Source organism: Mycobacterium sp. E2238 (genome assembly GCF_001672665.1).
Taxonomy (GTDB): Bacteria; Actinomycetota; Actinomycetes; order Mycobacteriales; family Mycobacteriaceae; genus Mycobacterium.
Genome location: NZ_LZKF01000078.1, coordinates 14,519 through 37,629, shown reverse-complemented (window position 1 = coordinate 37,629; position 23,111 = coordinate 14,519). Strand labels below are relative to the sequence as shown.

The window sequence follows — 23,111 nt, the reverse complement described above, 5'->3', positions numbered from 1 at the left end:
TGCCCTTCAGATTCACCGGCGCGTCCAAGATCGACCCGAGGACCGAACCCTGCGCGGCGCCGTCCGCGACCGGCCCCCAGATCTCCTCGCGCCTGATGCGCAGGTCGCCGCTGTGCAACTGCGTGACCATCCCCGGCAGCTTGTGACTGTGGATTACCTGCACGGTGACGACCTCGACGGTGTCGTCGTCCCCGGTTTCACCGCCGACCCGCATCGATTCCAGCGTGGCGAGGTCGACACCGGACCCGGCCAGCCGTGCCCGCCAATAGGTCTCGTCCGTGAACGCCCGATGCACCTCTTCAACGCTGCCGTCGTAGTCGGCCGACAAGTCGAATGAACGCGGCATAGCAGGTGAGGCTACCGTTACGGGCCATGAAATCCAGCGATGCCGGTTCAACATTCGCCGGCGCGCATGTCACCGAGGCGGTCCCGCTCGCGCCGCTGACGACGTTGCGGGTGGGGCCGGTCGCGCGCCGCCTGATCACCTGCGCCAGCACCGAACAGGTGATCGCGACGGTGCGGGAGCTGGACGCCGAAAGCCGTGGGGGAGAACAGGCCCCGGTGCTGGTGTTCGCCGGCGGGTCGAACCTGGTGATCGCCGATACGTGCGCCGACCTGACCGCCGTGCGGTTGGCCAACAGCGCCATCACCATCGACGGCGGCCTGGTGCGCGCGGAGGCGGGCGCGGTGTGGGACGACGTCGTGGTCAGCGCCATCGAGCACGGTCTGGGCGGACTGGAATGCCTGTCCGGGATCCCGGGGTCGGCCGGGGCCACCCCGGTGCAAAACGTCGGGGCCTACGGTGCGGAGGTATCCGACACCATCACCCGGGTCCGGATACTCGACCGCGGCAGCGGGCAGGTGCGCTGGGTGCCGGGCGGCGAGCTCGGCTTCGGCTACCGCACCAGCGTATTCAAGCGGGCCGCGCCCGAAACCCCTTGGGTGGTACTGGAAGTCGAGTTCGCCCTGGACGCGTCGGGCCGCAGTGCGCCGCTGCGCTACGGCGAACTGGCCGCCGCGTTGGGGTTGAGCGGCGGCGAGCGGGCGGATCCGTCGGCGGTCCGCGAGGCGGTGCTGACGCTGCGGGGCCGCAAGGGCATGGTGCTCGACGCGGACGACCACGACACCTGGAGCGTGGGGTCGTTCTTCACCAACCCGGTGGTCGCGCCCGAGGTGTACGAGCGGCTGGCCGCGAGCGTCCAGGGGCCGGTTCCGCACTACCCCGCGCCGGACGGCGTCAAGCTGGCCGCGGGCTGGCTGGTGGAGCGGGCCGGCTTCGCCAAGGGTTATCCCGACGATCCTGCGGCCCGATGCCGGCTGTCCACCAAGCACGCGCTGGCGCTGACCAACCGCGGCGGCGCCACCGCCGACGAGGTGATCGCGCTGGCCCGCGTCATCCGCGACGGGGTTCGTGATGTGTTTGGTGTCACATTGGAACCCGAGCCGGTCCTGCTCGGCTGCAGGCTATAGCTCCGAATCCTGCCAAAGACCGCACCGGCCCCGATTTGTCGCGGCAGGGTTGGTGGATTTTGCCCGGTATCTTTGACTTTCGTGAACACGTCGCACCGCCCGCCGCCGATCAACCGGCGTGTGGCTTTGGCGACCCTCGGACTGGGGGTTTTCGCCCCCGGCCTGTTGGCCGCGTGTGGCGGCACCACGGGCAAGCAGGCCGAGAAGAAGGAGCAGCCGGCGGCGCAGCTGAAGTTTCAGCCGGCCGATGCGACCGAAAACGTGGTGCCGATCGCGCCGGTCAGCGTCCAGATCAGCGACGGCTGGTTCCAGCACGTGGCGCTGACGAATTCGGCGGGCAAGCCCGTGGCGGGCAAGTTCAACTCCGACCGCACGGTCTACACCACCACCGAGCCGCTGGGCTACGACGCGACCTATACGTGGAGCGGCTCGGCCGTCGGGCACGACGGCAAGGCGATCCCGGTGACCGGCAAGTTCACCACGGTGTCTCCCACCAAGAAGATCGGTGGGGCGTTCCAGTTGGCCGACGGCCAGACCGTCGGGGTGGCGGCGCCGATCATCATCCAGTTCGACGCGCCGATCAGCGACAAGGCCGCCGTCGAGAAGGCGCTGACCGTCACCACGAACCCGCCAGTCGAGGGCAGCTGGGCGTGGCTGCCCGACGAGGCGCAGGGCGCCCGGGTGCACTGGCGCACGCGCGAGTACTACCCCGCGGGCACGACCGTCAACGTCGACGCCAAGTTGTACGGCCTGCCATTCGGAGACAGCGCGTACGGGGCCGAGGACATTTCGCTGAACATCCAGATCGGCCGCCGGCAGGTGGTGAAGGCCGAGGTCACCTCGCACCGCATTCAGGTGGTCAGGGACGAGGGCGTCATCATGGACTTCCCGTGCAGCTACGGCGAGGCCGACAAGGCGCGCAACGTCACCCGTAACGGCATCCACGTGGTCACCGAGAAGTACGCCGACTTCTACATGTCCAACCCGGCGGCCGGCTACAGCCATGTGCACGAACGTTGGGCGGTGCGGATCTCCAACAACGGCGAGTTCATCCACGCCAACCCGGCCAGCTCGGGCGCGCAGGGCAACAGCAACGTCACCAACGGCTGCATCAACCTGTCTACCGGCGACGCCGAGCAGTACTTCCAGTCGGCGATGTACGGCGACCCGGTCGAGGTGACCGGCAGCTCGATCCAGCTGTCCTACTCCGACGGTGACCTCTGGGACTGGGCCGTCGACTGGGACACCTGGGTCGCCATGTCGGCGCTCCCGCCTCCCACCGCGCACCCGCCGTCCACGCAGATTCCGGTGACCGCGCCGGTCACGCCGTCGACCGCGCCGAGCCTGTCCGGCACGCCCACGACGACCACGACCACCTCCTCGAGCCCGGCGACTAGCCCCGGCGGTTGAACCGGGTGGCCGACGCCTGATCGCGTGGCTTCATGACGATCAGGTCGAGGTCCACGTGGGACGGCCGCGAAGCAACGAAGCCGATCACCTCGGCGACATCGGCGGCAACCAGCGGTGTGAGGCCGGTGTAGACGGCGTCGGCGCGCTGTTGATCGCCGTCGAAACGAACCAGCGAAAACTCGGTCTCGACCGCGCCCGGCGCGATCTCGGTCAGCCGCACCGGCTTACCCAGCAGCTCGCCGCGCAGCGTGCGGTGCAGCGCTCCCTGGGCGTGTTTGGCCGCCGTGTACCCGGCGCCGCCGTCGTAAACCTCAAGTGCCGCAACCGAAGTCACCGTGACGATCAGGCCGTCGCCGGAGTCGATGAGCTTGGGCAGCAGCGCCCGGGTGACCCGCAGCGTACCCATCACGTTGGTCTCCCACATCCACCGCCAGTGCTCGAGGTCCGAATCGGCGACCGGTGCCAGGCCGCGGGCACCGCCGGCGTTGTTGACCAGCACGTCCACCCGGGCCAGCTCGTCGGCTAGAGCGGCGACCGCCGCGTCGTCTGTGACGTCAGCCACAATGGCGGTTCCGCCGATCTCCCGTGCCAAGGCGTTGATCCGGTCCGCCCGGCGCGCCACCGCCACCACGTGAAAGCCCTGCGCAGCAAGGGTCTGGGCCGTCGCCTCGCCGATTCCCGAGCTGGCGCCCGTGACCACCGCGACCCGTTCATTCCTGACATTTCCAACCATAGAAACAACCTTAGTGAGCGTGCTAAATTTTCTTCGTGCACCTCAGCGCCCTGTCCAGCACCACCACCACCGCGTGTCTTTGCGCGGCGGGTGCGTGTTGTCGCGCACTTTGCCGCTCCTGACTTTTCAGGTGTGGCCAGTGACGGCCAACAAAAATCGGACAAAGGACGCTCGTGCGCTCGAATACCCTCACCCAGACTCATCATTCGCCCACCCGTGCCAGCTACAAGGGCCACCGGTCGGTGCGTCGTCAGATCGTGCCGCCGGCACTGCACATCGCCGACTCGGCGGCGGCCTCGGTTTTCCGGGCGGTCCGATTGCGCGGCCCGGTCGGGCGTGACGTCATCGCCGGCGTCACCTCGCTGAGCATCGCGACGGTCAACCGTCAGGTCATCGCACTGCTCGAGGCCGGGCTGTTGCGGGAACGCGCCGACCTGGCCGTCTCCGGCGCGATCGGACGCCCACGCGTGCCGGTCGAGGTCAACCACGAACCGTTCGTGACGTTGGGCGTCCACATCGGCGCGCGGACCACCAGCATCGTGGCCACTGACCTGTTCGGTCGCACGCTCGACACCGTTGAGACGCCGACACCGCTCAGCCCGGCCGGGCCGGCGCTGGCGTCGCTGGCCGAAAGCGCCGCTCGTTATCTGCGGCGCTGGCATCGGCGCCGCCCGCTGTGGGTCGGCGTCGCGATCGGCGGGACCGTCGACAGCGCGACCGGTCACGTCGACCACCCGCGGCTCGGTTGGCGGCAGGCGCCGGTCGGCCCGGTGCTGGCCGACGCGCTGGGACTGCCCGTGTCGGTGGCCTCGCACGTCGACGCCATGGCCGGGGCCGAGCTGCTGCTCGGCATGCGGCGCTTCCTGCCCAGCTCGCCCACCAGTCTCTACGTCTATGCCCGCGAGACCGTGGGCTACGCGCTGGTGATCGGCGGACGGGTGCACTGCCCGGCCAGCGGCCCCGGCACCATCGCGACGCTGCCCGTCCACTCCGAGCTGCTGGGCGGCACCGGCCAACTGGAATCCACCGTCAGCGACGAGGCGGTGCTGGCCGCCGCCCGGCGGCTGCGAGTCCTGCCGTTCGCTTCCCCGAGCCGGCCCAACGCGCCCGCCGCCGGCATCGCCGACCTGCTCCGGCTGGCCCGCGCCGGCAACGAGCAGGCGAGAGAACTGCTGAACGAGCGGGGGCGGGTGCTCGGGGAGGCGGTGGCGTTGCTGCGCGACATGCTCAACCCCGACGAACTGGTGGTCGGTGGCCAGGCCTTCACCGAGTACCCCGAGGCGATGGAGCACGTGGAGGCGGCCTTCGCCGAGCGCTCGGTGTTGCCGCCGCGCGACGTCCGCGTCACCGTCTTCGGAAACCGGGTGCAGGAGGCGGGTGCGGGGACCGTGTCGCTGGGCGGGCTCTACGCCGATCCGCTCGGGGCGATGCGGCGGGCCGGGGCGCTGAATCCGCGGCTGCGCGACGTCGATGTCGACGAGTCTTCCGCTTAGCGCGAAGCCATGTGCTGGGCGTTGCGCTGGTGAACGGAGCTTCCTGGTAAAGATGACAGAGTGCGGCACGACGACGTATTCCGGCTGAAACCGCGCCGCGTCGCTGTGTTGGCGGTGCACACCTCACCATTGGCCCAGCCGGGCACCGGCGACGCCGGGGGCATGAACGTCTACGTGCTGCAGACGGCGCTGCACCTGGCGCGGCGCGGCATCGAGGTGGAGATCTTCACCCGGGCCACCGCGTCCGCCGACCCTCCCGTCGCGCGGGTGGCGCCCGGCGTGCTGGTGCGCAACGTGGTGGCGGGGCCGTTCGAGGGCTTGGACAAATACGACCTGCCCACCCAGTTGTGTGCGTTCGCCGCCGGGGTGCTGCGCGCGGAAGCTTCGCACGAACCGGGTTACTACGACATCGTGCACTCGCACTATTGGCTGTCCGGGCAGGTCGGCTGGCTGGCCCGCGACCGCTGGGCGGTGCCGCTGGTCCACACCGCGCACACGCTCGCCGCGGTCAAGAACGCGGCGCTGGCCGCGGGTGACGCGCCCGAGCCGCCGCTGCGCACCGTCGGTGAGCAGCAGGTCGTCGACGAGGCGGACCGCCTGATCGTCAACACCGACGATGAAGCCAGACAACTGATCTCCATCCACCGCGCCGACCCGGCGCGCATCGATGTCGTCCACCCGGGGGTGGATCTCGAGGTGTTCCGCCCGGGTGACCGCCGGGCGGCCCGGGCCGCGCTGGGGTTACCGCTCGACGAGGACGTGGTGGCCTTCGTCGGGCGGATCCAGCCGCTGAAGGCACCCGACATCGTGCTGCGCGCGGCCGCGAAATTGCCGGGCGTGCGCATCGTGGTGGCCGGCGGTCCGTCGGGCAGCGGCATGGCGTCCCCGGACGGGCTGCGGCGGCTGGCCGACGAACTCGGCATCGCGGCGCGGGTGACCTTCCTGCCCCCGCAATCCCGCACGGACCTGGCCACTCTGTTTCAGGCCGCCAGCCTGGTCGCCGTGCCCAGCTACTCCGAGTCGTTCGGCCTGGTGGCCGTCGAGGCTCAGGCGTGTGGCACGCCCGTGGTGGCGGCCGCGGTCGGCGGCCTGCCGGTGGCCGTGCGCGACGGAACCACCGGCACGCTGGTGTCCGGCCACGACGTCGATCAGTGGGCGAACGCCCTGGACCGGGTGCTGCGGCTGCGCGCGCCACAGGCCGAGGCGATGAGGCGCGCGGCCGCGGAGCACGCGGCCACGTTTTCCTGGGACAACACCACCGACGCGCTGCTGACCAGCTATCGGCGCGCGATCCGCGCCTACACCGCCGAGCGAAGCGGGGTGGGCGCATGACGTCCACCGTCGAGCAGGTGATCGAGGACACGCTGCGGGCGAGCGGCCTGGAGTACTCGAAACACGAGGGGGCGCACGGCGGCTTGTCCGGCCTGGTGGTGGAGCTGCCCGGCGAGCGCAAACTCAAGACCAACACCATCCTGAGCGTCGGCGAGCACTCAGTGCGCGTCGAGGCGTTCGTGTGCCGCAAGCCCGACGAGAACCACGAGGGCGTCTACCGCTTTCTGCTCAAGCGGAACCGCCGCCTCTACGGGGTGGCTTACACCCTGGACAAGGTCGGCGACATCTACCTGGTGGGCCGCATGTCGCTGGCGTCGGTGGACGCCGACGAGATCGACCGAGTGCTCGGGCAGGTGCTCGAAGCGGTGGATTCGGACTTTAATACGTTGTTGGAGTTGGGTTTTCGCTCGTCGATACAGAAAGAGTGGGAGTGGCGGGTGTCCCGCGGGGAGTCGCTGAAGAACCTCGAGGCGTTCGCTCACTTGATCGACGAAGACGACGATGCAGAGCGCGAAGCGCGATGAGGAGAAGTCGAGCAGGTATCGACGAAGACGACGAATAAGCTAGCCGGCATGGGAGACACTGCCACGCTGGTGCTGCTGCGCCACGGCGAGAGCGACTGGAATGCCCTGAACCTGTTCACCGGTTGGGTGGATGTCGGGCTGACCGAAAAGGGCCGGGCCGAGGCGGTGCGCAGCGGCGAGCTGCTGGCCGAGCAGAACCTGTTGCCCGACGTGCTCTACACCTCGTTGCTGCGCCGAGCGATCACCACCGCGCACCTGACGCTGGACGCCGTCGATCGGCTGTGGATCCCGGTGCGGCGCAGCTGGCGGCTCAACGAACGCCACTACGGGGCGCTGCAGGGCCTGGACAAGGCCGAGACCAAGGCACGCTACGGCGACGAGCAGTTCATGGCCTGGCGGCGCAGCTACGACACGCCGCCGCCACCGATCGAGAAGGGCAGCCAATTCAGCCAGGACGCCGACCCCCGGTACGCGAACATCGGCGGCGGCCCGCTGACCGAATGCCTGGCTGACGTGGTGGTCCGGTTCCTGCCGTACTTCACCGACGTCATCGTCCCGGACTTGCGCAGTGGCAAAACGGTGTTGATCGTCGCGCACGGCAACTCACTGCGAGCCCTGGTCAAATACCTCGACCGGATGTCCGACGACGACGTCGTCGGGCTGAACATCCCGACCGGGGTCCCGCTGCGCTACGACCTGGACGCCGACCTGCGGCCGGTGGTGCCGGGTGGCACCTACCTCGACCCGGAGGCGGCCGCGGCGGGTGCGGCGGCGGTTGCCAGCCAGGGACGCGGGTAACGCCGGCCGCGGCGCCATTGCGAGTTTTAAAGGCCTGTTTGCCGAACATCGCGTTAACGGAAGTGGAACACCTGAAGCGCAAAGTGTGACTTGTCCGATTTTGGCCTCGTTCCGCTAGGGCGGCGTTCAGGAAGATTTGTAGGATTTGCTATGTGACTGTGTTCTCGGCGCTGTTGCTGGCCGGGGTCTTGTCCGTGCTGGGGCTGGCCATAGGGGTAGCAGCCGGGACTCGGCTGTCTCCGAAAGCCGCCCGGCGCCGGCAGCGGGCGAGCACCGAATGGACCGGGATCACCGTCGCGCAGATGCTGCAACGCATCGTCGCGCTGATGCCGCTTGGAGTCGCGGTGGTGGATTCCCACCGTGATGTCGTCTACCTCAACGATCGGGCCAGGGAACTGGGCCTGGTGCGCGACCGGCAGCTTGACGACCAGGCGTGGGAGGCGGCCCAGCAGGCGCTGAGCGGGGTCGATGTCGAATTCGACCTGCGGCCGGCCAAACGCGCGGCGGGGCGGTCCGGGCTATCGGTGCACGGGCAGGCCCGGCTGCTCAGCGAAGAGGACCGCCGGTTCGCCGTGGTATTCGCCCACGACCAGTCCGACTATGCGCGCATGGAAGCGACCAGGCGTGATTTCGTGGCCAACGTCAGCCACGAGCTCAAGACCCCGGTTGGCGCCATGGCCCTGCTGGCCGAGGCCCTATTGGCGTCCGCGGACGACCCCGAAACCGTTCGCCGCTTTGCCGAAAAGGTGCTCGTCGAAGCCAACCGGCTGGGGGACATGGTCGCCGAGCTGATCGAGCTGTCCCGGCTGCAAGGCGCGGAGCGGCTACCCAACGTCACCGAGGTCGACGTCGATACCGTTGTGTCCGAGGCGATTTCACGCCACAAGGTGGCCGCCGACAACGCGCATATCGAGGTTCGCACGGATGCGCCCAGCGGCTTGCGGGTGCTGGGCGACGAGACGCTTCTGGTCACCGCGCTGGCCAACCTGGTGTCCAACGCGATCGCCTATTCGCCGCCCGGTTCGCCGGTCTCGATCAGCCGCCGGCGCCGCGGCGACAATATCGAGATCGCCGTCACCGACCGTGGCATCGGGATCGCGTTGGAGGACCAGGAGCGGGTCTTTGAGCGGTTCTTCCGGGGGGACAAGGCACGCTCGCGCGCCACTGGCGGCAGCGGGCTGGGCCTGGCCATCGTCAAACACGTCGCGGCCAATCACAACGGCAGCATCGGCGTGTGGAGCAAGCCGGGGACCGGATCGACATTCACGCTGTCGATTCCGGCCTACACCGACAATGACGAACAACCCGAGCAACCGCAGGGTCGCGACGTGCGGCCCAACAGGTCACAACGAGAGGAAGAACTAAGTCGATGACCAGTGTCTTGATCGTGGAAGACGAGGAGTCGCTGGCCGATCCGCTGGCATTCCTGTTGCGCAAGGAGGGCTTCGAGGCCACGGTCGTAACCGATGGGCAAGCCGCGCTGGCCGAGTTCGACCGTGGCGGCGCCGACATCGTGCTGCTCGATCTGATGCTGCCCGGGATGTCGGGGACCGACGTGTGCAAGCAGCTGCGCGCCCGTTCCAGCGTGCCGGTGATCATGGTGACCGCACGGGACAGCGAGATTGACAAGGTCGTCGGGTTAGAGCTGGGCGCCGATGACTATGTGACCAAGCCGTATTCCGCGCGCGAGTTGATCGCCCGGATCCGCGCGGTGCTCCGCCGCGGCGGTGACGACGATTCCGAAATCAGCGACGGTGTGCTCGAATCCGGCCCGGTGCGGATGGACGTCGAGCGACACGTCGTCTCCGTCAACGGCGACACAATCACGTTGCCGCTCAAGGAGTTTGACCTGCTGGAGTACCTGATGCGCAACAGCGGTCGGGTGCTGACGCGCGGACAGCTGATCGACCGGGTGTGGGGCGCTGATTACGTCGGCGACACCAAGACGCTCGACGTCCACGTCAAGCGGTTGCGGTCCAAGATCGAAGCCGACCCGGCCAACCCGGTCCACCTGGTGACCGTGCGAGGGCTGGGCTACAAGCTCGAGGGCTAGACCCAGTCTCTCGATTCGGTCGAAGCGCGGATTATCGCGCCGCCTTGGCGGCCTCGCGATGGCCCTTCTTTTTCGCATGGGTCGAGCAGCAATGCGTCATTTCGCAATGGAACCGGTCGCTGCATTCATGCGAACAATAAATTGACGCGGCCGGAAGCCAATCGGGGTCGGACAAGTCGCGCGGTCGGTCATTGGGATCGAACGTGTGGCCGCAATGCACGCAGGTCCTGACCTTGGTAGCCATGTCGCCAGGGTACGCTCGGCGCCCCTTGATCGGTGCCGATTTCTGCATTCCGCACAATCGCCAGGTGGGCAATTCAACCGACAATTCCCTCCTTCAGCGAATTACTTTTTGAAACTAACTCGGCCGTCGTCCGTTGTTGGTCTCGCCGCGGTTCGACACCACCGGCGCGGTCATTTCCATGAAATCGGCGGTGTGACAGGTCAATAGGCGGTAGATCGGCGGTTCGCGGCGGAATGGCTTGCGGCGCAGGCCGTTCTATCATCGCGACGCCGGCCGGGTGTCCGGGCGGGTACGACGAGCGGCGGCGTGGCCGTGGGCGCGGCCGGGGTGCCGCAGGAATTAATCCGGCGGCGTTGGCGTTCGGGGTAGCCGTGGCGCACGCGACGAAATGCTCGAACAGATGAAGTGCCTTAGCATCGGCCCGTTGGGCAATGGTGATCGGGGGGAACGGTGTTGACGCTGCTCAAGCGGGCATGGGTTCCCGTGGTCGTGGTGGTGGCGGTGATCATCGGCGGCGTCGCGGTGGACCGTCTCAACGGCGTTTTCCCGGGGCCCGGCCTGCCCAAGCCCGATCCGCGGGATGCGACCCCGCCCTACGCCGCCAAGACCGCCGTCTACGAAATCCTGGGGCCACCCGGGACCACCGGCGTCGTCAACTGGATGGATGCCGACGCGCAACCGCAGAAGGCCAACTTCACCACGTTGCCGTGGTCGACGACGATCGTCGCCCAGATGCCCGGCATCTTCGCCTACGTCGTCGCGCAAGGCGACAGCCCCTCCATCGGCTGCCGGATCACGGTCGACGGCAAATTGGTCGATCAACGGCAAGCCGAGACGCGCAATGCGCAGGTCTCCTGCCTGGACAAGTCCGCATGACCGACAACACCAGCGACACCGACGAAATACCCGTCGCACAACCCACGGAAGTCAAGCACAAGCCGCGCATCGCCCGCGCCGTCCGCGTCCTGGCGCTGCCGATCGTCGTCTGCTGGGTGCTGATCGCGGTCGGCGTCAACGTCTTCGTCCCACAGTTGGAGAAGGTTGCCGAGGAGATCTCCGTTCCGCTCTCACCGTCCGACGCACCGTCGGTCACCGGGATGAAGCACATCGGCGAGAAGTTCAAGGAGTACGACTCGGACAACCTCGTCCTGGTCACCCTGGTCGGTGATAAACCGCTCGGCGAGGACGCGCACCGGTTCTACGACGACCTGGTCAAAAAGATCCAGGCCGACCACGAACACGTCGAGCACGCGCTGAACTTCTGGGGACAGCGCTTCACGTCCTCAGGTGTGGAGAGCTACGACCATAAGGCCGCCTACGTCCAGGTCAACCTCAAAGGCGATCAGGGAGGAGCGGTCGGCGACGCATCCGTTGCCGCGGTGCGCAAGATCGTCGCGGACTCCACGCCGCCCGCCGGCGTCAAGGCCTACGTCGCGGGCCAGGGAGCGCTGACCGCCGACGTGATCGTTGTCGGTGACAAGAGCCTGGCCAAGATCACGATCATCACGGTCGTCATCATCGCGATCATGCTGATGTTCGTTTACCGGTCCATCAGCACCGTGTTGCTGACCATGGTGATCCTCTTCGTGGGACTCGCGGCCGGCCGCGGCGTGGTGTCGCTGCTGGGCGAAACCGGCGTCATGGGATTGTCGACCTTCGCGGTGAACCTGCTGACCTCACTCGCGATCGCGGCGGGTACCGATTACGCGATTTTCATGGTGGGCCGCTACCAGGAGGGCCGTGAACGCGGTCTGGACCGGGAAGCCGCCTATTACGACACCTTCGCCGGCGTCAGCAAGGTGGTCCTGGGCTCGGGTCTGACCATTGTTGGGGCGCTGGCCTGCTTGAAGTTCACCCGGCTGCCTTACTTCAGTTCGCTGGCGTTCCCGTGCGCGATAGGTCTGCTGGTGGTGGTGGCGGCCGGGGTCACGCTGACGCCCGCTCTTATCGTAGTCGCCAGTGGCTTCGGTCTTTTGGACCCCAAGCGCAAGTTCAACTACACCCGCTGGCGCCGCCTGGCGACGGCCATCGTGCGGTGGCCGGCGCCCATCCTCGCCGTTTCCGTCATTCTTGCCATCGTTGGCGCCCTTGGTCTCGCGGGCTTCACCCCGCGCTACAACGACCTCTACTACCTGCCGCACAGCGCCGCCTCCGTGCAGGCGTACGACGCGGCCGATCGGCACTTCACCCAGGCCCGTCTCAACCCGGACCTGCTGATGATCGAATCGGACCACGATCTGCGCAATCCCCGAGACATGTTGGTGCTGGACAAGGTTGCCGGTGCCATCTTCCGGGTGCCGGGCATCGAACGGGTGCAGAGCATCACCCGACCGCTCGGCCCACCGATCGAAGACGGGTCAATTCCGTTCCAGCTCAGCGTGCAAACCGCGCCGATCCGTGACAACCTCAACTATTTGAGAGACCGCGTCGGCGACATCAAGAAGATCACCGGGTTCCTCGACACCCAGATCTCCCTGCTGGAACGCCAGTACGCGATCACCCAGAAGCTCGCCAACGCGACGGACGACAGCGCAAAAACCACTGCGGAGACCGCCGCCATCACCGACGAAATTCGCGACCACATCGCCGATTTCGACGACTTCTGGCGACCGATCCGCAGCTACTTCTACTGGGAGAGGCACTGCTACGACATCCCGATCTGCTGGTCGCTGCGTAGCCTGTTCGATGCCTTGGACGGGTTTGATCAGCTCGCCGAGAAGTTCCACGCCCTCACCGGCGATCTCACCAACACGGCCGCGGCCACGCGCGAATTGTTGGCGATCATTCCGGAGAACATCGCTGTGTCGAAGGCGATCCGGGATACCACGCTGACCATCTACAGCTCGTTCAACAGTCTGATCGACCAGTTCGACCGGCTGACCGACACCAATGCTGTGATGGGTAAGTCGTTCAACGACGCTCGCGTGGAAAGCCTGTTTTACCTGCCGCCGGAGATCTTCCAGAACTCCGATTTCCAGTTCGGGTTGAGCCTGATGGTGTCGCCCGACGGAAAGGCCGCGCGCTTCATCATCACTCACTCCCTGGACCCGGCAACCGCGGAAGGCATCAAGTCCGTCGAGCAAGAGCGCAACGCGGCCAAGGAGGCGCTGAAGCTCACCTCGCTGGAGAACGCCGACATCTACCTCGGCGGCACCGCCGCGACATTCAACGACATCGCCACCGGCGCCTGGTACGACCTGCTGATCGCCGCGGTGGCGTCGATCGTGCTGATCTTCATCATCATGGTGATCGTCACCCGCGCCCTGGTAGCAGCGGGCGTCATCGTCGGCACGATCGTGCTGTCGCTAGGCGCAGCGTTCGGATTCTCGACTTTGATCTGGCAACACCTGTGCCACTTCCAGTTGCACTGGGTGGCAACGGAATTCGCGTTGATCGTGCTCTTGGCGGTGGGGTCTGATTACAACTTGATGCTGGTGTCGCGGATCGAGGAGGAAATCGGGGCCGGCCTGAACACCGGACTCATCCGCGGCGTCGGCGTGACGGGCCCGGTGGTGTCCGCGGCCGGTGTGGTGTTCGCCGTGACCATGGCCACGATGCTCTCCAGCGATCTCCGCGCGATCGGCCAGTTCGGCACGACGATCGGGCTCGGCCTGATGTTCGACACCTTCGTCGTCCGATCGCTCATCACGCCGTCGATCATGACGCTGATGGGACGCTGGTTCTGGTGGCCGAAGCGGGTCCGGGTCCGCCCGGCCAGCGAGATGCTTCGCTCCGTCGGGCCGCGCCCGCTGGTGCGCGCACTGCTGTACCAACCGCGCCACGCGGCTCCGCCGCAGACGTAGCAGGCGACGCCCACTCGCCGGCGGCGCACCTCGGGGGCCGGACGGGGACGCCGCTTATTTTCACGCCGTTTACCGCAATCGCTGGCGCTCGACCACGGGTGGACTTATTCTATGGTCGTTGAAAAACTATTCTATGACCGTTGAAAACCGCGCTTGCTCGCCGCGGAGAGGAAGCCGACATGGACTTTGCTTCGCTGCCTCCGGAGGTCAACTCCGGACTGATGTATGCAGGACCGGGATCGGGGCCGATGCTGGCGGCCGCCGCGGGTTGGGACGCGTTGGCCGCCCAGCTGGAGTCCACTGCCAGTGGCTACGCGGCCGAGCTGGCGGCGCTGACCGGCCAGGCGTGGTCCGGCCCCTCGTCGCTGCTGATGACGGCGGCGGCCACACCCTATGTGCAGTGGTTGTCCACTGCCGCGGCGCAGGCCGCCCAGACCGGCGTCCAGGCGTACGCGGCGGCGGCGGCCTATGAGGCGGCGTTTGCGATGACGGTGCCGCCGCCGGTGATCGCGGCCAACCGGGCGCAATTGATGGCACTGATCGCGACCAATTTCTTCGGGCAGAACACCCCGGCGATCGCGGCGACCGAAGCCCAATACATGCAGATCTGGGCCCAGGACGCCACCGCGATGTACGGCTATGCGGCCGCGTGTGAGGCCGCCGGCACCCTGACCCCGTTTGATGAGCCGCCGCAGACCACCAACCCCGCAGGGCCGGGCGCCCAGGCCCAGGTGATGTCTCAAACCGCGGGCAACGCCACACAGCAGGTGGTCTCGACCAACGCCACGATGCACACCCTGAGCTCCGCCACCGCCGACACCGTCACGCCCGTGGCTCCGGGCGAAACGGTCACCGTCCCGGCGGGTGACACCATCGCCATCGGCACCAACACCGGCATGTACGTCAACAGCGGCTCCATCACGATCACGGGGTCCGGAACCGATCTCATCAGCTTCGGCTCCGTTATCGTCAACCCCGGCAGCACAATTCACACGCTGATCGACTGTTCCGAGGGCGGTGTTCTGATCCCGAGCGGGGTCGACGTCACCGCCGACTCCGCCCCACTCGTCCTCACTCCGGGATCGTTCCAGGAGGTGCTGGTCAGCCTCGTGAACGGCTCGGCCACACTTCCCGTGGTCGGCGGGGAACAGGTCGCCATCGAAACGTTCGGGAACACCGCCACCGCCCTCGCCGGCCCCGCCGGCGCTTCCATCACCAACGTGTTCGGCACCGTCAGCGTCGCCACGGTCACCCCCATCCCCGGCCCGTCGAGCGCATTGGGGGCCCCGTTAGGTGTGCTGGCCGCGCCCGGCCTGGCGGGGACCGCAGGCATTCAGCCTCAGCTCGACGTGGATGGGCTGTTGGAATGGGCGCAAGGCATTTCGGGTGCCGACGTGGCAGCTGCCGCTTCGGGGTAGCAGATCGTGGCAGGAGGGGACATGCGGTGGCCGTTTCACCCGTCGTCCGGGGTCGGCACGCCGTCCGCGGGGGCCGGCGACGCGGCCTCGCTAGGTCCGCTGTCGGTGCCGCGGGCCTGGACCACGATCGCCGGGGAGGTCGAATCAGCGCTGCCCTCAACGGCTTTGAGCGTCGATTCCGCGCCGGGACGCACGTTCCGACAGGCACTGATGGCCACGATCAGCTGCGGGCGCCCACCACTTCGTCCGCCACGCCCAACGCCAGCGCCATGATCGACACCTGCGGATTGACCTCCGGACAGCTCGGCAGGATCGAGGCGTCGGCGACCCATACGCCGTCCACGCCGCGCAACCGCCCGGTCTCGTCGACCGGGCAGAGCTGAGCGTCGACGCCCGCGGCGGCCGTACCGGTCGGATGAAAAGCGGCCAGGTGCAAGCCTTTCGGGTCGCTGCGGCGCAGCGCGTCCTGCAGGGCGGGCAGCGAGGTCACCGTCATCGCGCCCGGTAAACCGGTGAGTACCTCGGTCGCCCCCGCCGCGAACAGCAGCCTGCCCATGGCCTCGATTGCGACGACGAGCTTGGCGATGTCGTCGCGAGAGATGTTGTAGCGCACCAGCGTTTCGCCGCGCACCGAGGACACCGAACCGGCGCCGCGGTCGGCGACCATGGCGCCGAACGTCGCGACACGCGGGGCCCGGTCCAGCCAGCCGAGCAGCTCGGCGCCATAGCCGGGAAAGACCATCGAGCCCATGCCCGGTGGGGTCGAGGTCGCCTCGATCAACACGCCATGCGATTCGTGCAGCTCGTGAACCGCGGCGCTCTGCAGCACCCCGTGCCAGGCGACGACGTCTTCCTCGAAACGCCCGGCCAGCATCGTCGCCGGATGCAACGCCAGGTTGCGCCCGAGCCGCGGGTGCGCGCCGAAGCCGCTGCGCCGCAACAGCCCTGGGGTCTCGGTGGCGCCAGCCGCCACGATGACCGTGTCGGCCAGGACGTCCAGCGCCGTGCCGTCGGCCCGGCGGGCCCGCACGCCCCGGGCGCGCCCGTGCAGATGCAACACCCGCTCGACGCGGGCATCGGAGATGATCCGCGCGCCCGCCGCGCACGCCTCGGGCAGCGCGTTGAGGTGAACGCCGTACTTGGCGTTACGGGGGCAGCCGATCGCACACTGGCAACACCCTTCGCAGCCCGGCGCGTTGCGCGGAATGGGCGCCGCCCGCCAGCCCAGGGTGGCGGCGGCATCCAGCAGCAGCCGCCCGTTGCGGCCCATGACCTCCAGCGGCACCGGGGCGACCCGCAGCGTGCGCTCGACGTCGGCGAGGCGTTCGGTCAGTCGGTCGGAATCGGCCAGGGCAAGCCCGAATTCGTCACGCCAGCGCCGCTGAACGGCCGCCGGCGGGCGGTAGCAGGTGCCGGAGTTCACCACCGTGGTGCCGCCGACCGCACGGCCGATGGGCAGCACCACCGACGGACGTCCCAGGGCGACGGTGGCCCCGGCGCCGCGGTACAACCCGGCATAGCGGTCGATGGGGTGAGTGGTGCGGAATTCCTCGACGGTCCACCGGCGCCCCTCCTCGAGAACGACGACGTCCAGTCCGGCCCGCGCCAGGGTGCGGGCCACCATCGCGCCGCCGGCACCGGAGCCCACAATCACCGCGTCCGCGGTGACGACCGAACGGCTCTCGGCCGAGGGGACGACGTTCAACGTCGCGTCGGGCCGGGCCGTTCCGTGCTCTTTGGCGTACGAAAGCAGTTCCGGCGCATAGGTTTCCGCGCCGTTGGCCAAGAGCACAACCGCCTTCATGGCCTCGACGGCCGTAGCGGCGTCCGGGCTCAGCGCGGCGACCCGCCGCACGACCTGCGCGCGCCGGTCGGGTCCGAGGCGGGACAGGGACCGGCCGGTGGTGACGTAGCTCGTCGCGGCCAGCGCGAGCATCCCGGCGCGCATCGCGACCCGCGATGTCGTCGGCAGCTGTCGCAGGTAGCGCTCGACGCGGTCGGTCAGCTCGGGCGGTGGCGGGCCGCCGCATTCCTCGGGCAGGAGCGCGCTCCCGAACGACGCGACCAGGTTCATATCACCCGCGCGAGCCGGCGGCCCAGCTTGATGAAGAACGGATAGGTGGCGAAGATCGCGCCCGCCGCGGCATGCAGGGGCCAGTCCGCCTCAGCGGTGTTCACGCTGAAAACCCCGCTGTTCCACATGAAGTCGCGGCCATTGCGGGCGCGGAAAGGCCGCCACAACACTCCCAGCCCGGGGACGTTGTTGTACAGCCCGAACGACCCGCCGAAGAAGACACCCAGTGTGGCGGCCTCCGCGACATCGCGACGGTCGGCGGGGACCCGCCGCTCGATGAGCACGCCGGAGGCAAACAGCAGGGGTGGGTCCAGCAGAAAGCTCATGTCGGAATCCTTTCGTTGACGTCGGGTGCCGCGGCACCGCGCAGGCCCACTTCGGCGTGCCCGGTGCCCAGCACCGACCAGTGCCGGTCATCGATCTCGATGTGGACGTCGGCCTGTTCGGTGTTGGTGCACACCGCCTTGCCGCCGTCGGGATCGGTGTATTGCAGGCTCACGCACCTGTCCGCCGGCTGGTCGATCCGGATGAGCACCCGGCGACCGCCGATGCGTCCCTCCAGCTGCCAGTGCGCCAGGCCGAGCGTCGTCCGCATCCGCAGTGACGGCAGGCGGCTTGCGGGCCAGTCCTTTCCGTCGATGCGAAACCGGATGAACGCCAGCGGTGCCAGCCTGTTCAGGCCCGGCTTGTGCGAGACGGCGGTGACCGCTTCGCACACGTCACCATTGCCGAGGTCGGCATGGACCCATCCCCAGCGCTTGGCATTGCCGTGGCCGTAGATGTGGGCGACGCCGCCGCGCCACCCCTCGATGCGCGCGGCGGCGTCGTTGACGGTCAGTGAGCCGGTGAAGTCGGCGGTGGGGGCGAGGACGACCTGGGCGCCCGGCAGCAGCTCGCGCTCCCAGGCGGCGCGGGGAAACGTCCACAGCGATGCGCCGGTGTCGGCCCACGACAGATCCCAGGCGAGTGATCCGGCGCGTCCGCTCAGCCGTTCGTCGCCCACGCGGACGCCGTCGGCGTCGAACCACCAGGGGCCGGTCGCCGGACGAGCGGGCACTGGCCCGAACCGCTCGGTGCGGGGTGGCCCGTCGGGGGCGAACCAGGTGGCCCAACCGTGCGCGTAGGCATCCTCGGCGCGGGACAGCGGGGCCACCGTCTCGCAGTGCACCCACAGCCCGGCGCGCGTCACCGGATCCGAGAGGGTGGCGTACCAGACTTCCAGGCGCCCGGCCTTGCCGCGCCAGCGCGGGGCCACTGCCGATCGCATCTCGCCGTCCATGCCTCACCTTCCGTGGATCCGTCCACTATATTGGTTGAGCCAATGAACCAGTCAAGTCCGCTGCGCCCGCCCGACCGCCAACGCGTCGATGAACAGATCGCCGCGTCCATCACCGACGCCATCCTCGACGGCGCGTTTCCGCCGGGTTCGGCCTTGCCGCCCGAGCGCGAACTGGCCGAACAGCTCGGCGTCAACCGCACGTCCCTGCGGCAGGGTCTGGCCAGGCTGCAGCAGATGGGTCTGATCGAGGCCCGGCATGGCAGCGGCAACGTGGTCGCTGACCCGCAGGCGCTCACCCACCCCGCGGTGGTCGAGGCGCTGGTCCGCAAACTGGGCCCCGAGTTCCTGGTGGAGCTGTTCGAGATCCGGGCCGCCCTGGGCCCGTTGATCGGCCGGTCGGCCGCGCGGCGGGGTGCCCCCGGGGATGCCGGGGCCCTACGTGCCGCGTTGGTCGCCGTCCGCGAGGCCGACAGCGCCGCCGCGCGCCAGGCCGCCGACCTCGCCTACTTCCGGGTGCTCATCCATCACAGCCGCAACCGCGCGCTGGTGTTGCTGTACCGCTGGGTCGAGCACGCCTTCGGCGGCCGCGAGCATGACCTCACCGCCGCCTATGACGACGCCGCGCCGGTGGTCGCCGGGCTCAGTGCCATCACCGACGCCGTGCTGTCGGGCGACGAGGCCGCGGCCGCCGCTGCGGTGGAGGATTACCTGCGCGCCAGCGCACAGCGAATGATCTTGTCTTACACCAAGACTGAAGCTACTCGGCGAGGCGAGTCGCCGGATGGACCGCGATGAGCCCCAGCTTGCTGCGGCGCTTGCACATCGCCGCCAGCTCCGCATAGGCCTTGGCGCCGAGCAGCTCGGTGAGCTCATCGGCCATGCTCTCCCACACCTGCTTGGCGCCGACATGGGCGCCCGGGTCGCCGGTGCAGTACCAATGCAGATCGGCACCCCCGGAACCCCAGCCGCGCCGATCGAATTCGGTGACAGTGGTTTTGAGGATTTCGGTGCCGTCGGGCCGCGTCACCCACTCCTGGCTGCGCCGGATGGGCAACTGCCAGCAGACGTCGGGCTTCATGGTCAACGGCGCGACGCCCAGCTTGAGGGCCTTGCTGTGCAGCGCGCAACCGACGCCGGCGGGGAAGCCGGGCCGGTTCAAGAAGATGCAGGCGTCCTTGTGTTTGCGGGTGCGGTACTGGGGCTGTCCGTCGTGCTCATCGAGCTCCAGATATCCCTTGCGGCCCAAGCCCTTTTCGCGGAACTGCCAGTCTTCGTCGGTCAGCTGCTGCACGGCGTCGTCGAGCCGGGCGCGGTCGTCGTCGTCGGATAAGAACGCCCCGTGCGAGCAGCATCCGTCGTCCGGCCGTCCCTCAACCGTGCCGTGGCAGGCGGGCGTGCCGAACACGCATGTCCAGCGTGACAGCAGCCAGGTGAGGTCGGCCGCGATCAGGTGCTCGGGATTGTCCGGGTCGTAGAACTCCACCCACTCACGAGCGAAGTCGAGTTCGACCTCGTGCCCAGGCTCCGGATAGGGATTCGCCACGGGTCCACGTTAGTCGACGATTCCGGCTCTTCGGCCCGCTGACACTCGGGGCCCGACGGTGCAACATCGGCAACCTCCACAGCGGGCCGCATCGTTGCCGACTAGGTTGTTTCCCGTGCGATTGGGCGTACTCGACGTGGGCAGCAACACGGTGCATCTGCTGGTGGTTGACGCGCACCGTGGTGGGCATCCCACGCCCATGAGTTCGACCAAGGCCACCCTGCGCCTCGCCGAGTCCATCGACAGCTCGGGCAAGATCACCAAGCGCGGCGCCGAGAAACTTATCTCCACCATCGACGAGTTCGCCAAGATCGCGGACAGCTCGGGCTGCGCCGAGCTGATGGCCTTCGCCACGTCCGCGCTGCGCGACGCGGTGAATTCCGACGACGTGCTGAGCCGCGTCCGCAAAGAAACCGGTGTCGAGCTGGAGGCGCTCAGTGGCGTCGACGAGTCGCGGCTGACTTTTCTGGCCGTGCGCCGCTGGTACGGGTGGAGCGCGGGGCGGATCATCAACCTCGACATCGGCGGCGGCTCGCTGGAAATGTCCAGCGGCGTCGACGAGGAGCCCGAGGTTGCCCTGTCCCTGCCGCTGGGTGCCGGCCGCTTGACCCGCGAATGGCTGCCCGACGACCCGCCCGGCCGGCGCCGGGTGGGGATGCTGCGGGACTGGCTGGACGCCGAGCTCGCCGATTCCGCAGTGACCGTGCTGGAAGCCGGCGCCCCCGACCTGGCGGTGGCGACGTCGAAGACGTTCCGCTCCCTGGCACGGCTCACCGGCGCGGCGCCGTCGGCGGCCGGACCGCGGGCGAAAAGGACGCTCACAGCAAACGGCCTCAGGCAACTCATATCTTTCATCTCTAGGATGACGACCGCTGACCGGGCCGAACTGGAAGGGGTGAGCGCCGAGCGGGCGCCGCAGATTGTGGCGGGCGCGCTGGTGGCGGAGGCGAGTATGCGAGCGCTGTCGATCGAATCGGTGGATATCTGCCCGTGGGCATTACGGGAAGGTCTCATCTTGCGCAAACTCGACAGCGAAGCCGACGGAACGCCCCTCATGAGGCGGTCCGTGCGCGATGCTGGAGGCCAGGCAGGTGATCGGGACGGGAACCGATCGAGAGGCGACAAAGCATGACCGGACCACATTCCGAGACCGAGAGCCCCGGCACTCGGCCAATTTCGGTGGCCGAACTTCTGGCCAAGAACGGAACCATCGGTGCCCCTGCGGTCACGCGTCGGCGGCGCCGGCGGCGCGGCGACAGCGACGCGGTGACCGTCGCCGAGCTGACCGGCGAGATTCCGGTCATCCGGGACGACGACGAGGACCCCCGGACCGCCGAACGGCCCACCGCCGAACCCGTCGTTGCCGCCCCCGAGCAGCAAACCGAAGACAAGCCGGCCACCGCTTACTGGTCGCAGCCGGAGCCGCGCTGGCCCAAGTCGCCGTCGCAACCCAGGAAGGCGGCGGGGCCTGAGCGCAGCGCGTACCCGCGTCCCCTGAGCCACGTCGAGGCGGGGGAGACCAACGGCACCGGGCAGTCGGGCGCCGAGGGCATGAATCCCGACCCGCTGGATCACTACAGCGATCTCCCGGTGGACGTGATGGATTCGGAGGTGCGCGACGCCGAGCCCGTCCTGGAGGACTCCGCATACGTGCGTTCCTTCCTGCGGACCGAGACCGACGAGGCCGAAGACGACGCCGACCCGCTGGCCACCGGATTCGTCGGGGACGAGGAGCGCGAGCTCCACGAGGAGACCGGGCGCGCGGACGCGGCCACCGACATTCACCCGGCACAGGGCAGGCTCGAGTCGCTGTGGCGCGGCAGCTTGGTCGTATTCCAGTCCATTCTGGCCGTCGCCTTCGGCGCGGGATTGTTCGTCGCCTTCGACCAATTGTGGCGCTGGAACAGCATCGTGGCCTTGGTGCTCTCGGTGCTGGTGATCCTGGGACTGGTCGCCGGCGTTCGGGTGGTGCGCAAGACCGAGGACATCGCCAGCACGCTGATCGCGGTCGCGGTGGGGTCACTGATCACCCTGGGCCCGCTGGCGCTGTCGCTGCAGTCGGGCTAGGCGGACCCGGAACCACACAGACCGTTGCGCCCAGCTATCAAAGTCGGACTTTCGACGGCTTCGGTGTACCCATTGCGGGCCGAGGCCGCCTTCGAGTACGCGGCCCGGCTCGGCTACGACGGTGTCGAACTGATGGTGTGGGCCGAGTCGGTGAGCCAGGACGTCGACGCCGTCCAGAAGCTGTCCCGGCGCTACCGCGTCCCGGTGTTGTCGGTGCACGCGCCCTGCCTGCTCATCTCGCAGCGGGTGTGGGGCGCCAACCCGATTCCCAAGCTGGACCGCAGCGTGCGGGCGGCGGAGCAACTCGGCGCGCAGACCGTCGTCGTGCACCCGCCGTTTCGCTGGCAGCGTCGCTACGCCGAGGGATTCAGCGACCAGGTCGCCGAGCTGGAAGCGTCGAGCGACGTGATGATCGCGGTGGAAAACATGTTCCCGTTCCGCGCGGACCGGTTCTTCGGGTCCGGTCAATCGTTGGAGCGGATGCGCCGGCGCGGCGGCGGCCCGGGGCCGGCGATATCGGCGTTCGCGCCCTCGTACGACCCGCTGGACGGCAACCACGAGCACTACACGCTGGACCTGTCCCACACCGCGACCGCCGGCAGCGACTCGCTGGACATGGCGCAGCGCATGGGCGGCGGGTTGGTCCACCTGCACCTGTGCGACGGCAGCGGCCTGCCCGCCGACGAGCACCTGGTCCCCGGCCGTGGCACGCAGCCCACCGCCGAGGTGTGCCAGATGCTGGCCGGCAGCCACTTCGCCGGCCACGTCATCCTGGAGGTGTCCACGTCCAGCGCGCGCAGCGCCAATGAGCGCGAAAGCATGCTCGCCGAATCGTTGCAGTTCGCCCGCACGCACCTGCTGCGCTGATCA

Annotated in this window: 21 protein-coding genes and 1 pseudogene; 16 read left to right on the top strand and 6 right to left on the bottom strand. The window is 68.4% G+C overall.

The genetic code is table 11. The features are described from left to right. Positions 1–346 (bottom strand): DUF2505 domain-containing protein (locus tag A5711_RS06330; protein WP_067944775.1); only part of this gene is annotated, 346 nt, incomplete at its 3' end. 26 nt (positions 347–372) lie between these two features. Here A5711_RS06330 and A5711_RS06325 point away from each other — a divergent pair. Continuing rightward, complete coding sequence (locus A5711_RS06325) at positions 373–1,470, top strand: UDP-N-acetylmuramate dehydrogenase (RefSeq protein ID WP_067944774.1); 1,098 nt, start codon at positions 373–375, stop codon at positions 1,468–1,470. Between the two features lie 33 nt (positions 1,471–1,503). Continuing rightward, the gene (locus A5711_RS06320) at positions 1,504–2,880 is read left to right on the top strand and encodes an Ig-like domain-containing protein (protein WP_369806133.1); all 1,377 of its coding nucleotides are present in this window, start codon (positions 1,504–1,506) and stop codon (positions 2,878–2,880) included. On the opposite strand, the gene A5711_RS06315 is transcribed toward A5711_RS06320, so the two are convergent. Further along, a complete protein-coding gene (locus A5711_RS06315; protein ID WP_067944772.1) occupies positions 2,864–3,613 on the bottom strand; it encodes an SDR family NAD(P)-dependent oxidoreductase in 750 nt (249 codons plus the stop codon). The genes A5711_RS06320 and A5711_RS06315 overlap by 17 nt on opposite strands. Positions 3,614–3,855: 242 nt before the next feature. On the opposite strand from A5711_RS06315, the gene A5711_RS06310 reads away from it, so the two are divergent. The 10 genes and pseudogenes from A5711_RS06310 to A5711_RS28000 all read left to right on the top strand — a co-directional run bounded on the left by A5711_RS06310 (position 3,856) and on the right by A5711_RS28000 (position 15,551). After that, on the top strand, positions 3,856–5,106 hold the full coding sequence (locus A5711_RS06310) for an ROK family transcriptional regulator (protein ID WP_231987430.1): 1,251 nt from the start codon (positions 3,856–3,858) through the stop codon (positions 5,104–5,106). A gap of 60 nt (positions 5,107–5,166) precedes the next feature. Continuing rightward, positions 5,167–6,438: a D-inositol-3-phosphate glycosyltransferase gene (gene mshA, locus A5711_RS06305; protein WP_067944770.1), complete on the top strand. Its 1,272-nt coding sequence runs from the start codon at positions 5,167–5,169 to the stop codon at positions 6,436–6,438. Beyond that, positions 6,435–7,005: pseudogene (locus A5711_RS06300) on the top strand (YbjN domain-containing protein). Before mshA ends, A5711_RS06300 begins: the two are co-directional and overlap by 4 nt. Positions 7,006–7,010: 5 nt before the next feature. Next, a complete protein-coding gene (locus A5711_RS06295; RefSeq protein WP_067944768.1) occupies positions 7,011–7,760 on the top strand; it encodes a phosphoglyceromutase in 750 nt (249 codons plus the stop codon). Between the two features lie 152 nt (positions 7,761–7,912). Further along, a complete protein-coding gene (locus A5711_RS06290) occupies positions 7,913–9,133 on the top strand; it encodes a cell wall metabolism sensor histidine kinase WalK (RefSeq protein ID WP_156673382.1) in 1,221 nt (406 codons plus the stop codon). Beyond that, positions 9,130–9,813 (top strand): two-component sensory transduction protein RegX, encoded by a 684-nt coding sequence (gene regX / locus A5711_RS06285; RefSeq protein ID WP_007167631.1) that lies wholly within the window; start codon positions 9,130–9,132, stop codon positions 9,811–9,813. Before A5711_RS06290 ends, regX begins: the two co-directional genes overlap by 4 nt. A gap of 697 nt (positions 9,814–10,510) precedes the next feature. Then, positions 10,511–10,933: an MmpS family transport accessory protein gene (locus tag A5711_RS06275; protein WP_197498716.1), complete on the top strand. Its 423-nt coding sequence runs from the start codon at positions 10,511–10,513 to the stop codon at positions 10,931–10,933. Beyond that, entirely contained in the window at positions 10,930–13,860 is a 2,931-nt protein-coding gene (locus A5711_RS06270; RefSeq protein ID WP_067944765.1) for an RND family transporter, read from the top strand. Before A5711_RS06275 ends, A5711_RS06270 begins: the two co-directional genes overlap by 4 nt. Positions 13,861–14,039: 179 nt before the next feature. Continuing rightward, positions 14,040–15,278: a PPE family protein gene (locus A5711_RS27935; protein ID WP_082975664.1), complete on the top strand. Its 1,239-nt coding sequence runs from the start codon at positions 14,040–14,042 to the stop codon at positions 15,276–15,278. Between the two features lie 21 nt (positions 15,279–15,299). Continuing rightward, the gene (locus A5711_RS28000; RefSeq protein WP_082953509.1) at positions 15,300–15,551 is read left to right on the top strand and encodes a hypothetical protein; all 252 of its coding nucleotides are present in this window, start codon (positions 15,300–15,302) and stop codon (positions 15,549–15,551) included. Here the strand turns inward: A5711_RS28000 and A5711_RS06255 are convergent. The 3 genes from A5711_RS06255 to A5711_RS06245 are packed head-to-tail and all read right to left on the bottom strand — an operon-like array spanning position 15,499 to position 18,631. Further along, complete coding sequence (locus tag A5711_RS06255) at positions 15,499–17,352, bottom strand: GMC family oxidoreductase N-terminal domain-containing protein (RefSeq protein ID WP_067944762.1); 1,854 nt, start codon at positions 17,350–17,352, stop codon at positions 15,499–15,501. The genes A5711_RS28000 and A5711_RS06255 overlap by 53 nt on opposite strands. Next, positions 17,349–17,678 carry a hypothetical protein gene (locus A5711_RS06250; protein WP_067944761.1) on the bottom strand — a complete coding sequence of 110 codons (330 nt, stop codon included), beginning with the start codon at positions 17,676–17,678 and terminating at the stop codon, positions 17,349–17,351. The genes A5711_RS06255 and A5711_RS06250 overlap by 4 nt, the downstream gene beginning before the upstream one ends. Further along, positions 17,675–18,631, bottom strand: coding sequence for a hypothetical protein (locus tag A5711_RS06245; RefSeq protein WP_067944760.1), 957 nt, complete (start codon positions 18,629–18,631; stop codon positions 17,675–17,677). Before A5711_RS06245 ends, A5711_RS06250 begins: the two co-directional genes overlap by 4 nt. 42 nt (positions 18,632–18,673) lie before the next feature. On the opposite strand from A5711_RS06245, the gene A5711_RS06240 reads away from it, so the two are divergent. Continuing rightward, a complete protein-coding gene (locus tag A5711_RS06240) occupies positions 18,674–19,426 on the top strand; it encodes a FadR/GntR family transcriptional regulator (RefSeq protein ID WP_067944759.1) in 753 nt (250 codons plus the stop codon). On the opposite strand, the gene A5711_RS06235 is transcribed toward A5711_RS06240, so the two are convergent. Further along, positions 19,389–20,174 carry a hypothetical protein gene (locus A5711_RS06235; protein WP_067944758.1) on the bottom strand — a complete coding sequence of 262 codons (786 nt, stop codon included), beginning with the start codon at positions 20,172–20,174 and terminating at the stop codon, positions 19,389–19,391. The genes A5711_RS06240 and A5711_RS06235 overlap by 38 nt on opposite strands. A 115-nt stretch (positions 20,175–20,289) precedes the next feature. Between A5711_RS06235 and A5711_RS06230 the strand changes: the two genes are divergently transcribed. The 3 genes from A5711_RS06230 to A5711_RS06220 are packed head-to-tail and all read left to right on the top strand — an operon-like array spanning position 20,290 to position 23,108. Next, complete coding sequence (locus A5711_RS06230) at positions 20,290–21,306, top strand: Ppx/GppA phosphatase family protein (protein WP_067944757.1); 1,017 nt, start codon at positions 20,290–20,292, stop codon at positions 21,304–21,306. Continuing rightward, positions 21,303–22,241, top strand: coding sequence for a hypothetical protein (locus A5711_RS06225; protein WP_067944756.1), 939 nt, complete (start codon positions 21,303–21,305; stop codon positions 22,239–22,241). Before A5711_RS06230 ends, A5711_RS06225 begins: the two co-directional genes overlap by 4 nt. A 24-nt stretch (positions 22,242–22,265) precedes the next feature. Beyond that, on the top strand, positions 22,266–23,108 hold the full coding sequence (locus tag A5711_RS06220; protein ID WP_067944755.1) for a sugar phosphate isomerase/epimerase: 843 nt from the start codon (positions 22,266–22,268) through the stop codon (positions 23,106–23,108). Positions 23,109–23,111 lie beyond the last annotated feature (3 nt).